This is a genomic window from Sinisalibacter lacisalsi (assembly GCF_014640115.1).
GTDB lineage: Bacteria > Pseudomonadota > Alphaproteobacteria > Rhodobacterales > Rhodobacteraceae > Sinisalibacter > Sinisalibacter lacisalsi.
The window spans coordinates 149,731-162,228 of the sequence record NZ_BMGI01000003.1 but is presented as its reverse complement, the minus strand read 5'-3'; the positions used below and the strand labels follow the sequence as shown (position 1 = coordinate 162,228).

Below are 12,498 nucleotides of genomic sequence, written 5' to 3'. Positions count from 1 at the left end.
GGCCGATTCCCGCGCGTTGCCCGGGGCGAGTACCACGCGCGAACGCAACCTCAAGATGTATCACCGATTGCAGCCGACGAGTAAATGGCTCATGATACATCCTATTGCATTCGGGTCGCACTCGCGAAAAAGCTCCTGACTTTTCAGTCCCTGTTCGTATCTCCGATTGAAGCCTGAGTGTAAATGGTCCAGAGAATAGGCAAGCCAGATCTTGGGGAGGCACTTCGCTTTTGCGCAACATTCTGCTCTCATTGGTGGCTGTTCTGGGTCTCGCGGCCTGCGGCTTTCCCGCCGGGGCGCCGATCGAGTCCGACGTGCTTTCGGAAGCCAGTGCGAAGGATCCGAGCTTTGCCGTCGTCGAGGTGACCCCTCAAAACCTTCCGATCGTCGCCGAATGGCCATCAACCGGCTGGCGCGGGCACTACCGTTGGCTCCAGGCCGGCGGCGGCGCGCGCTCTTCGGTGATCCGCCCGGGCGACCGCGTCGACCTCGTGATCTGGGATAACCAGCAAAACTCGCTGCTTACCGTGCCGAATACCCGGTCGACCCCGATGAAGGGCCTCGACGTTTCGCCGGCGGGCACGATCTTCGTGCCCTACGTTGGCGAGGTGGTGGTGAACGGCCTCACCCCGGAACGCGCCCGCCTTACGGTGCAGAACGAGATCGAACGCATCGCGCCGTCGGCGCAGGTGCAACTCTCGATGGTGCCGGGCGAGGGCAATACGGTTGATCTCGTGCGCGGCGTTCCCCGGCCCGGCCCGGTGCAACTGACCTCGCGCAATGTCACGATCCTGAGCCTGCTGTCGCAGGGCGGTGGCATATCGCCCAACATGCGCAATCCGCTGGTGCGCCTGATCCGGAACGGCAAGACCTACGAGATCCGCGCGGAAGACCTGCTATCGGATGCCAGCCGCAACATCGTCATGCGCGGTGGCGACAAGGTGATCGTGGACGAGGACGAACGCTTCTTCGTCTCGGCCGGCGCGACCGGCGACCGGATCGTCAATTTCGATCGCGAGCACATCACCGCGATGGAAGCCCTTTCCATGGCCGGCGGCCTGAACGAGATGCGCGCCGACCCGAAAGGCATCCTGATCCTGCGCGATTACCCCGCCAACGCGGTCGATCCGAACGGGATCAAGGGGCCGACGATGCAGCAGGTGGTGTTCACCGTCGACCTCACCAGCGCCGACAGCCTCTTCGCGGCGCGGAAGTTCCGCGTCAATCCCGGCGATCTGGTGATGGTGACCGAGAGCGCGATGGTGGGCGTGAGCGCGCTGGTCGGGCTCGTGGCCGATGCCCTGCTGGTGCGCAACCGCTTCTAGGCGCCGCGCACCGGATTTGATTCGACAGCCCCGATGGAACGGAGGACGCAATGAGATATCTGCACACTATGATCCGGGTGACCGACCTGGAAGAAAGCCTCGATTTCTGGGTCGGCAAGGTCGGCCTTGTCGAAACCCGCCGCAGCGAGGTGCCCGAGGGCAAGTTCACGCTGGTGTTTCTCGCCGCGCCGAAAGACGAGGCGCAGGCCCGCGAGGTGAACGCCCCGGAACTGGAACTGACCTACAACTGGGACAGCGACGAGAAGCTCGAAACCGGCCGGAGCTGGGGCCACCTGGCCTACAAGGTCGATGATATCTACGCCTTTTGCCAGAAGCTGATGGACGCGGGCGTGACCATCAACCGGCCGCCGCGCGACGGGCGCATGGCCTTCTTCAAGTCGCCCGACAATATCTCCGTCGAACTCCTGCAAGAGGGCGAGGCGCTGGAACCGCGCGAACCCTGGGCCTCGATGCCGAACACCGGAACCTGGTAGACCACCGAACCGCCCCGTGATTTCGGGGCTTTCGGTTTGTGCGCTTTCATTGTATACCGTCGCACACATTGACTTTTGCCACCGCGCCGTCTAGGCGGACGGCGATGCCGAGCGCGGCGCCCCCCGCGCCGCCCGCAACACCGAAGGACGACCCCGATCATGGCCAAGACCGAGACCCCCGACATCATCTATACCAAGGTGGATGAAGCCCCCGAGTTGGCGAGCGCCTCGCTGCTGCCGATCATCCGCGCCTTCGCCTCTGCCGCTGGGATCAGCGTCGAGACGCGCAACATCTCGCTCGCGGGCCGGGTGCTCTCGGCCTTCCCCGATTTTCTGACCGAGGATCAGCGCGTGGCCGACGATCTCGCCAAGCTTGGCGAACTGGTGAAAACCCCCGAGGCCAACGTGATCAAGCTGCCCAATATCTCGGCCTCGATGCCGCAGCTCGCGGCCACGATCCGCGAGCTTCAAGCCCAGGGCTATGCCCTGCCCGATTACCCCGAGGAGCCGAAGACCGACGCCGAACGCGATATCAAGGCGCGCTACGATGCGGTGAAGGGCTCGGCGGTGAACCCGGTTCTGCGCGAGGGCAACTCCGACCGGCGCGCGGCCAAGGCGGTCAAGGCCTATGCCCAGGCGCACCCGCATTCGATGGGCGAGTGGAGCCCTGAGTCGAAAACCCATGTCGCCTCGATGCCGGGCGACGATTTCTTCGCCAACGAGACGTCCGCCACGATCACCGCGGCGCAGGCTGGGGGCGCGAAAATCGTGTTCACCGCCGCCGATGGCAGCGAGACGGTGCTGAAAGACGGCCTGTCCTACGGTGAGGGCGAGGTTGTCGACGCGACCTTCATGAGCGCGCGCACCTTGCGTGAGTTCATCCGCTCCGAAATTGCTGCGACAGAGCCCGGCGTGCTGTTCTCGGTGCACCTCAAGGCCACGATGATGAAGGTCTCCGACCCGATCATCTTCGGTCATTTCGTCGCCGTCTACCTCGAGGATTTCATCGCCAAGCACGGCGAAAAGCTTGACGATCTCGGCTGGAACCCGAACTACGGCATCGGTGACCTTGAAACGCGGATCAAGGGCGACGCCGCGCTGGAGGCCGATCTCAAGGCCGCGCTCGGTGCCCGCCCGCCGCTCTACATGGTCGACAGCGACCGCGGCATCACCAACCTGCACGTGCCCTCGGACGTGATCATCGACGCCTCGATGCCCGCACTGATCCGCGCTGGCGGCAAGGGCTGGGGCCCCGATGGCGGGCAGGCCGATGCCAAGTGCTGCATCCCCGACAACAGCTATGCCCCGGTCTATGACGAGACGATTTCCTACTTCAAGGAAACCGGCAAGCTCGACGTGACCACCTGCGGCGCGGTGTCGAACGTCGGCCTGATGGCGCAGAAGGCGGAGGAATACGGCTCGCACCCCACCACCTTCGAGATGAAGGCCGACGGCGTGGTGCGCATCGTGCTCGACAGCGGCGAGGTGCTGCACGAGCACAAGGTGGAGAAGGGCGATATCTGGCGCTCGGCCACGGCGAAGAAGGCGCCGATCCTCGACTGGATCAAGCTCGGCATCGACCGCACAAAGGCCACGGGCAAGGCGGCGTTCTGGCTCGACGAGGCACGTGCGCACGACCGCGAACTGATCGCTTACGTCAAGCCCGTGCTCGAAGCCGAAGGCATCGACATCCCGATCCTTGCTCCGCGCGAGGCCACCCGCTTCACGCTGGAAGAGATGCGCGCGGGCAAAGACGTGGTGACGATCACCGGCAACGTGCTGCGCGACTACCTGACCGACCTGTTCCCGATCCTCGAGCTTGGCACCTCGGCCAAGATGCTCTCGATCGTGAAGCTGATGAACGGCGGCGGGCTGTTCGAGACCGGTGCCGGCGGGTCGGCACCCAAGCACGTCACCCAGCTTGTCGGCCAGAACCACCTGCGCTGGGACAGCCTCGGCGAGTTCTGCGCGCTTGGTGAGAGCTTCAAATTCCTCGCCGAAACCAGGCACAAGGGCAGCGCGGAGGTGCTGGGCGAAGCGGTCGAGGCGGCCACCCAGAAGGTGCTCGAAAACGGCCGGAGCCCGGAATACAAGCCCGGCCAGAACGACAACCGCACCTCGCATTTCTACTTCGCGCTCTACTGGGCCGAGGCGCTCGCGGCGCAAACCGACGATGCCGTCCTGGCCGCCCACTTCGCCCCGATCGCAGAGGCGCTGGCCGACAAGAAGGACGCCATCGTCGCCGAACTGATGGAGGGTCAGGGCGAAGCGGTGGATATCGGGGGCTATTACCACCCCGACCCGGAAAAGCTGGCCAAGGTGATGCGGCCGAGCCCGACGCTCAACGCGATCATCGGCTGATCCGGCCGGCCTGAAACGAAAGGGGGAGCCGCCCGGCTCCCCCTTTTTTGTTGTCCGTGGTGGTGCGGGAACGCGCGCGCGCCCGGTTCAGCGCAACGCCGCTTCGATGTTGCCGCCGTCCACCGTCATTACATGCGCGGTGGTGCGCTCCGATAGCGCCAGGGCAACAAAGGCCTCGCCCACGTGGCGCGCCTCGACCTCGCGCTGCAGCAGGTTGCCGCCGAGATAGGTGGCCTCGTCGACCCCGCGCGCGGCGGAGCGGGCGGCGATCATCTCCGGCGTGAGCAGGCCCGAGCGGATGCGGTCGGCGTTGATGCCGTTCACCCGCACGCCCTCGCCGCCCAGTTCCAGCGCGAGCTGGCGCAACAGGAAGAAGGTAGCGGCCTTGGGCAGCCCGTAGGCAGCGAAGCCCTTGCCCGGGTTCACCGCCTGCTTGGAGACGTTGAACAGGATCTGCCCGCCTCGCCCCTGCGCCCGGAACACCGAAACGGCGGCCTGCGAAAACGCGACGTGGGAGAAGAAGTTCAACTCGAACGACGCGCGCAGGGTTTCGTCGGGCAGCGTGGCGATATCGCCCGTCATCGCCGCCCCGGCGTTCGACACGAGCACGTCGAGCCCGCCGAAGCGCGCGGCGCAGGCCTCCACTGCCGCGCGTGGCGCACCCGACGCGGTGATGTCCAGCGCGACGCCGCCATGATCGCGCCCGAGCTTCGCAAGCGCCGCGTCCAGCGCCTCCGGGTCACGGTCGACGAGGAAGACGTTGGCGCCCTTCGCGCGGAAAGACTCCGCCGTGGCCAGCCCGATCGCCCCGGCGCCGCCGGTGACGAGCACCACCCTGCCGCGCATCGCGGGCGGCGCGCCCTTGCCGAGCTTGGCCTGTTCGAGCGACCAGTATTCCATGTCGAACAGGTCGGCCTCGCCAAGTGGGTGGAATCCGCCGGCCGCCTCGCCATCGCGCATCACGCGGGTGTTCTGCTCGCCGAGATCGGCGGCGATGCGCGCGGCCTTGGCGTCGGCGCCGATGCCGACGAGGCCCAGCCCTTCGATCCAGGCAAGGTTGGGCAGCGGCGAGAGCATCACCTTTTCACCGCCGAAGCGCGGGGCCTGGCGGTCGAAATAGCCGGTGTAATCGGCCTTGAATGCCGCCACTTTCGCGGCGATGGCCTCCGCGCCACCCGCCACGTCGTCTGAGGTCAGGTGCAGCGGGTGGGCCTTGATGCGGATCACGTGGTCGGGGGTGGCGACGCCACGGGTGGCGAGTTTCGCCAGATCGTCGCGCATCAGGAAGCCGCGCAGGGCGTCGCTGTCGCGCGTGTCGAACACCGGCATCGCCGCCCCCTCGGGCAGATGCGCGCCGATCGCGCCGCGCAGGGCGGCCAGCGTCTCGGCGCGGGCGGCCTCGGGCAGCGCGGCGGCGGGCTTCAGCGGCGCCGGGCGGCGCTCGGCGAACCAGGCTTCCACCGCGTTGGTGTGCTCCACGATCTTGTCGTAGGAGGCTTTCGCGTCCGGCCCCCAGGCGAAGTGACCGTGGTTGACGAGCAGGAGCCCCTCGGCGTGCGGGTGCGCGTCGAAGGTTTCCGCCGCGCGCTTGGCCAGTTCGAAGCCGGGCATGACGTAGGGCACCAGCACGATCCGGTCGCCGAACAATTCGCGGGTGACGGCCTCGACCTCGGGCAGGTTGGCAAGCGCCAGCATCGCCGTGGCGTGGGTGTGATCGACGTATTTGTGCGGCAGGTAGGCGTGCAGCAGGGTTTCAACCGAGGGGTTCGGCGCGGTCGAGTCGATCAGGTTGGAGCGCTGGACGTTGACCATCTCCTCGTCCGACAGCGCCGCCAGCGCGCGAAGCCGCATCAGGGGGGCAAGACGCACCGCCGGCATCCCGCGCGCCTCCATGGTCTCGAGATCCCAGCCCGAACCCTTGATGTGGATCACCTCGACCTCGTCGCCGTAAACGTCGCGGGCGGTGAGCTTCACCGAGGTGTTGCCGCCGCCGTGCATCACGAGGTCGGGATCGGCCCCGATCAGGCGCGAGGTGTAGACCCTCAGCGCCAGTTCGCGCGCCGCCGGGTCATCGCCCGCCGCGTCCTGCATCTGTTTTGCCTCGGCGTCTTGCCATCTGTTCTGGATCATCTGAAACTCCCGCGTAACTTCGAGACGGTGCCGCCACCGTGCTCCGGCTTGATCTTTCGCGGTTTTTATACAAAAGTCAGATACGATTGTCATAGATAAAATAAGAGGCTCAGGCATGGCCGGACCGAAGCGCAGGACGACAGGGCGGATCAGCGGTGAAAACGTGGTGATCGAGGTGGCCTGGCTCTATTATCAGGATGGGCTGAACCAGAAGGATATCGCCGACCGGCTCGGCATTTCCCGCGCCACGGTGGTGAACTACCTTCAGGAAGCGCGCGAGCGGGGGATGATCCGGATCTCGCTCGCCTCGCCCGCCTTCACCAACCACCGCGCCGCCGTCGAGCTTGTGGAAAAGTTCGGGCTGACCGCCGCTTACGTCATCCCCGACGAGGATGCCGACGAGGTCGAGACGTTCTATCGCGTGGTGCGCGGCGCGGCGGCATGGCTGCCCGATTTGCTCGAACCGGGCGACCGGCTGGGGCTGGCCTGGGGCAAGACGATCTACGACATGGCCGAAGCCACCGAGAAAACACGGATGGAAGATGTTGCCGTGCTCCAGCTCGTCGGCTCCATGGCCACGCCCTACGGCTTCACCGCCGAGGCCTGCTCAACCCGCCTTGCCCAGCGCCTTGGCGCACAGGTCTACAACCTGCACGCCCCGGCGATTCTCTCGAACCCCGGGCTGGCCGAGGCGCTGCGGGCCGAGCCGATCATTCACAGCCAGCTTGCCCGGCTGGAAACCTGCAACAAGTTCCTGTTCTCGGTCGGCACCGTCGAATCCGACAGCCATATCGTGGGCTCCGGCCTCGCCACCCAGGCCGATCTCGACTGGCATCTCGAACATGGCGCGCGGGGCGTGATCTGCGGCCGCTTCATCGACGCCGAGGGCAACGCGATTCACGGCCCCCTCGACGACCGGATGATCGGCATTCCGCTCGAAAGCCTCGTCGGGCTCGACATGGGCATTCTCGTCACCCCCGGCACCGACAAGACCGAAGCCTCGCTGGCGGCGATTCGCGGCGGCTACGTGAGCCATTTCGTCACCTGCCTGAGCGTTGCCGAGAAACTGCTGGCCGTCGATTGAAAGGAAAAGGCCCGGGCGCCTGGCCCGGGCCTTCTCGGCTGCATCGCGGATCGGGGAGGACTACCGCGACGCGAGATCGGGGAAGGCGGCCGCCAGCGCCTCTGCATCGGCCGCCACCACGCCGCGCTCGGTGATCAACCCGGTGACAAGCTCGGCCGGGGTGACATCGAAGGCCGGGTTGCGCGCGCCGGTGCCATCGGGCGAGATCTGCACCGAGATGATCGCGCCATCGGCTGCCTTGCCCTGAACATGGGTGACTTCCTCGGGCCCACGCTCCTCGATCGGGATTTCCTTCACCCCGTCCTGCACCGTCCAGTCGATCGTCGGCGAGGGCAGCGCAACGTAGAAGGGCACGCCGTTCGCTTTCGCCGCGAGCGCCTTGAGATAGGTGCCGATCTTGTTGCAGACGTCGCCGCGCGCGGTGGTGCGGTCGGTGCCAACGATCACGAGGTCGATCTCGCCGTGCTGCATCAGGTGGCCGCCGGCGTTATCCACGATCAGGTCGTGGCTCACACCGTGGGAATTGAGCTCCCAGGCGGTGAGCTGCGCGCCCTGGTTGCGCGGGCGGGTTTCGTCGACGAACACATGCACGTCGATCCCCTCTTCAACCGCATGGTAGATCGGCGAGGTGGCGGTGCCCCAGTCGACGGTGGCGGGCCAGCCGGCGTTGCAATGGGTCAGCACGTTGACCCGGCCGCCGCCCTTCTTCGCCGCAATCTCGCGGATGATCTCGAGCCCGTTCAATCCGATCCGGCGGTTGATCTCCACGTCTTCGTCGCAGATCTCGGCGGCGCGCTTGTAGGCCGCTTCGGCGCGGGCTTCGGGCGCGAGCGGGCGCAGAACCCGGTTCATCTCGTCGAGCGCCCACTTGAGGTTGATCGCGGTGGGACGGGTGGCGTGCAGCACCTCGTAGGTTTCATCGAGTGACGCGTCGGACGGGTCTTCCGCCATCTGCACCGCCACGCCGTAGGCCGCCGTCGCCCCGATCAGTGGCGCGCCACGCACCCACATCTCGTAGATCGCATCGGCGAAGTCCTTGCGGTTGGCCAGCGTCACGATGCGCAGCTCGTGCGGCAGCCAGCGCTGGTCGATCACCTTCACCTCGCCGGAGGGCTCGCGCCAGATCGCGCGGTAATGTTTGCCGTTGATCTTCACAGGTAGTCCTCCTTGTTGGTTGCGCGGGCCAGGTCGAGCACCTGCGCCATAGACGTGATTTCGCCCCGGGCCACGGCGAGGGTGCGCCCCATCATCAGGGCGCGGGCTTCGAGGCGGGCGCGGGTGGCCTCGTCCTCGATCTTCTCGAAATCGGCGTTGTGCGCGAGGCTCAGGATCCGGCGGTGCATCTCGATGCCGCAAAAGCCGAGCGTATCGCGCCAGATCGCGGCGAGCCGCTCAAGCCGGGCCTGCTCGGCGCCGCGCGCGTGGCCCTGATCCTCGAACAGGCTGGCCTGATACAGGATGCCGGTGCGCTCGCTGCGCCACAGCCGCGAGAACTCATCCTCGAACGCGGCCCAGAGATCGGCCACGACCCCGAGAATCCACTCCTGGTAGGCGTCGCGCGCGCCGGGGGTTTCGGCATGGCCGGGTTGGGACAAGTAGGCGTGCAGGAAGTTGGCGATCAGCATGCCCACGTCGAAGCCCATCGGCCCGTAGGTGGCGAACTCGGGATCAATCACCTTGGTTTCGGTTTCGGTCACCATCACCGATCCGCTGTGAAGATCCCCGTGCAGCATGGTTTCGGCATTGGTGGCAAAGGCCGCCTTCATGTGCTGCGACGCGATCTTGAGGTCGATATCCTCGCGCAGAAGCTTCACCACCGGGTCCAGCGCCGGGGTGTGGTGATTCATCTCCGCCTCGAAATAGGGATCGGAGAACACGAGGTTCTCGGTGATGTCGCACAGCTCGACATTGCCGAGGAACATCGCCGCGTCGGCCTTGCGCCGCGCCGTGGGCATGGCGAGGTCGGAGCCGCGGAACAGCGTGCGGGCGCAGAACCGCCCGAGCATCTCCGCCAGCCCCTCGACCCGGCCACCCTCGATCAGCACCTTGCGCAGGATGACATGGGGGGCGAGGAATTCCATCACCACGATCGCCTGCTCCTCGTCGAAGTGGAACACCTCGGGCACCGAGCCGGGATCGCGTTCGGCCTGGCGGATCAGGGCGTTGTATTCGAAGAAGGCGCGCTTGAGCGGCAGCGGCCAGCTGTCACCGACGAGGCGCACGTAAGGGAGCGCCTGCTTGACGACGACGCTGCCATCGGGGCCGTCGACGATGAACACGAGGTTCAGGTTGCCATCGCCCACCTCGCGCACCGTCCACGCGGCAGGGTCTCCAATCCGGTTTCGGATCGCCTCGATCGCGCCGATCCGCGCGGCGAGCGTTTCCGGGCTCAACGCCTCGTATGCCTGTTGAGACACTGGTCTCCTCCCTTCGCAATCCACAGATTTTCTGCCCTCTCAGGGCGGCTTCGGGAGACAGAATTTCGCCTTTTCATCCATTTGTCAAATTGTATTGACATTTGGAAGTTTCGAGGGATAGCCTGCCCCGCAGTGGAGGAGAAATGAACGTGGGCGAACCGGCAATACAGCTGTCAGACGTGCGAAAGGCTTTCGGCCAGAACCAGGTTCTGCGCGGGATTGATCTCGATATTCCGGCCGGCCAGGTGACCGTACTCATGGGCGCGAACGGCGCGGGCAAATCGACGCTGGTGAAGGTGCTCTGCGGCGTGCATTCGGCCGATGGCGGCGAAGTGCGGCTCGACGGCGCGCCCTTCGCCCCGGCCACGCCATCCGAGGCGCTGCGCGCGGGCGTGGTGACGGTGCACCAGAACATCAACGACGGCGTGGTGCCCGATCTCGACGTGGCCTCCAACCTCCTGCTCGACACGCTGGCGAGCGGCTCGGGCACCTTCCTCAAGCGGCGCGAGATGCGCGCCCGGGCGCGCGAGATCGCCGCCGCCGTCGGGCTCGAGATCGACGTGACCCGGCCGGTCGCCGACCTCACGCTTGCAGACCGCCAGCTGGTGTCGATCGCGCGCGCGATGGCCCATGCGCCGAAGATGCTCATCCTCGACGAGCCCACCTCGTCGCTCTCCGCGGTCGAGGCCGACCGTCTGTTCGACCTGATCGAGATGCTGCGTGAACGGGGCGTTGCGATTCTCTACATTTCGCACCGGATGTCGGACATTCGCCGCCTTGCCGATCGCATCCTGTCGATGCGCGATGGCCGGATCGTCGGCGCCTTCGACGAAAAGCCGCTCGACTATTCCGGCGCGGTGCGCGCGATGCTCGGCCACGAGATGACCGAGGTCGATATCCGGGTGCCCGAGCGCGGCAGGCCGGTGATGGAAATAAAGGATCTCGTGCTGCGCGAAGGCGCCGCGCCGTTCTCGATCACCGCGCACGAAAACGAGGTCATCGCGGTGGCCGGGCTCGTCGGCAGCGGCAAATCCACCTTCGCCTCCGTTCTGTTCGGGCTGCAGCCGCCGGTCGCCGGCACGATGCGGCTCGACGGCGGGCCGCACCTGCCCGCCAACGCCCGCGAGGCGATCCGGGCCGGGGTGTTCATGTGCCCGAGGGACCGGCTGGTGAACGCGGTGGTGACGGACTTCGACATCACCGAGAACATCACCCTGCCCTTCACCCGGCGCCATTCGCGCGGCTCGTTCCTGTCGTTCCGCTCCGAGCGGGCCACGGCCCGGAAGATGATCGCCGACATGGGCGTGATCTGCCAGGGCGCGGATGATGGCATCCTGACGCTTTCGGGCGGCAACCAGCAAAAGGTGATGGTGGCACGCTGGATGGCCGAGGCCTCGCGGCTGCTGATCCTCGACGAGCCCTTCCAGGGCGTCGACATCCAGGCCCGGCGCGACATCGGGCGCAAGATCCGCGAAACCGCACCATCGCGCGGCACCATCGTTTTCGTCGCCGAGCTCGACGAGGCGCTGGAAGTGGCCGACCGCATCCTGGTGATGAGCGAGCATTCCGTGGTCGGCGACCACCGCAACGAAAATATCGACGTTTCCGCGATCATGGCCGAGGTGGTCGACGCGGCAACGGCACGGGCAGCAGGACAGTGAACCAGATGAAACAAGCCAACACCGCCATTGATCTCGCCATCAAGTTCGGCTTCCTCGCGCTGATGGCGGGGCTGATCGTGTTTTTCAGCATCACCGCCGAGGGCTTCCTCACCCCGTTCTCCGCCGTCTTCATCCTGCAATCGGTGGCGATCACCGGCATCCTCGCGCTCGGCGTCACCTCGACACTCGTGGTCGGCGGGTTCGACCTTTCGATCGGCGCGGTGGCCACCTCGGCGCTGATGCTGTCGTCCTACGTGATGGTGGTGTGGGAGATGAACGCCTTCTGGGCCGTCACCTTCAGCCTGATGATGGGCGCCTTCGTCGGCTTCCTCAACGGCGTGCTGATCGTGAAGATGCGCGTGCCCGACCTGCTGGCGACGCTCGGGATGATGTTTCTCCTCATCGGCGCGCAGCGCATCCCCACCGAGGGCCGCTCGATTTCCACCGGCATGGCCCTGCCCGACGGCACCATCGCGGACGGCACGTTCTCGCAGGCCTTCCTGATGCTCGGCCGCCACCGGATCGGCGATCTCGTGCCGCTCTCGGTGGTCTTCCTCATCGTCATCGCCATCCTGGTCTGGGTGTTTCTCGAACTCACCCGCCACGGCCGGCTGATGTATGCGATCGGCTCCAACGCGCAGGCCGCCAGCCTCGCGGGCACCAACGTCAACCGCTACAAGATCATCGCCTACATGATCTCGGGCACGCTCGCCTCGGTTGGCGGTGTTCTGCTGGCCGCCCGCCTCGGGCGCGGCGACGTGGCCTCGGGCAACAACCTTCTGCTCGACTCGGTCGCCGCCGCCCTGATCGGCTTCGCCGTGCTCGGCGCTTCGAAACCCAACGCCTTCGGCACCGCTATCGGCGCGCTGTTCGTTGGCATCCTCCTGCAGGGCCTCACCATGCTGAACGCCCCCTACTACACGCAGGATTTCATCAAGGGCGCCGTGCTCGTCGTGGCCCTGATGTTCACCTTCGCGCTTTCCGGCCGCTCTGGCCGGGGACGCATCTGACGGCACTTCACTCGGA

General features: G+C 66.2%; 9 protein-coding genes. 6 read left to right on the top strand and 3 right to left on the bottom strand.

Translation table 11 applies throughout. The annotated features are described in order from the left end of the window. The first annotated feature begins 254 nt into the window (after positions 1–254). The 3 genes from IEW01_RS10205 (at position 255) to IEW01_RS10195 (ending at position 4,180) form a co-directional block, all read left to right on the top strand. Entirely contained in the window at positions 255–1,325 is a 1,071-nt protein-coding gene (locus tag IEW01_RS10205) for a polysaccharide biosynthesis/export family protein (RefSeq protein WP_188527528.1), read from the top strand. Positions 1,326–1,375: 50 nt separating this feature from the next. Continuing rightward, positions 1,376–1,819, top strand: coding sequence for a VOC family protein (locus IEW01_RS10200; RefSeq protein ID WP_188527527.1), 444 nt, complete (start codon positions 1,376–1,378; stop codon positions 1,817–1,819). 159 nt (positions 1,820–1,978) lie between these two features. After that, complete coding sequence (locus IEW01_RS10195; protein WP_188527526.1) at positions 1,979–4,180, top strand: NADP-dependent isocitrate dehydrogenase; 2,202 nt, start codon at positions 1,979–1,981, stop codon at positions 4,178–4,180. 87 nt (positions 4,181–4,267) lie between these two features. Here the strand turns inward: IEW01_RS10195 and IEW01_RS10190 are convergent, their stop codons facing one another. After that, on the bottom strand, positions 4,268–6,310 hold the full coding sequence (locus IEW01_RS10190; protein ID WP_188527525.1) for a bifunctional aldolase/short-chain dehydrogenase: 2,043 nt from the start codon (positions 6,308–6,310) through the stop codon (positions 4,268–4,270). Positions 6,311–6,425: 115 nt separating this feature from the next. On the opposite strand from IEW01_RS10190, the gene IEW01_RS10185 reads away from it, so the two are divergent. Continuing rightward, a complete protein-coding gene (locus IEW01_RS10185) occupies positions 6,426–7,394 on the top strand; it encodes a sugar-binding transcriptional regulator (protein WP_188527524.1) in 969 nt (322 codons plus the stop codon). Positions 7,395–7,454: 60 nt separating this feature from the next. Here the strand turns inward: IEW01_RS10185 and mtnA are convergent, their stop codons facing one another. Together mtnA and mtnK are read right to left on the bottom strand one after the other, a co-directional pair. Beyond that, complete coding sequence (gene mtnA / locus IEW01_RS10180) at positions 7,455–8,549, bottom strand: S-methyl-5-thioribose-1-phosphate isomerase (protein ID WP_188527523.1); 1,095 nt, start codon at positions 8,547–8,549, stop codon at positions 7,455–7,457. Continuing rightward, the gene (gene mtnK, locus IEW01_RS10175) at positions 8,546–9,811 is read right to left on the bottom strand and encodes an S-methyl-5-thioribose kinase (protein WP_188527522.1); all 1,266 of its coding nucleotides are present in this window, start codon (positions 9,809–9,811) and stop codon (positions 8,546–8,548) included. The genes mtnA and mtnK overlap by 4 nt, the downstream gene beginning before the upstream one ends. Positions 9,812–9,960: 149 nt before the next feature. Here mtnK and IEW01_RS10170 point away from each other — a divergent pair, with 149 nt between their 5' ends. Next, positions 9,961–11,472: a sugar ABC transporter ATP-binding protein gene (locus tag IEW01_RS10170; protein WP_229738194.1), complete on the top strand. Its 1,512-nt coding sequence runs from the start codon at positions 9,961–9,963 to the stop codon at positions 11,470–11,472. A gap of 5 nt (positions 11,473–11,477) precedes the next feature. Next, on the top strand, positions 11,478–12,482 hold the full coding sequence (locus IEW01_RS10165) for an ABC transporter permease (RefSeq protein ID WP_188527520.1): 1,005 nt from the start codon (positions 11,478–11,480) through the stop codon (positions 12,480–12,482). The last annotated feature ends 16 nt before the right edge of the window (positions 12,483–12,498 follow it).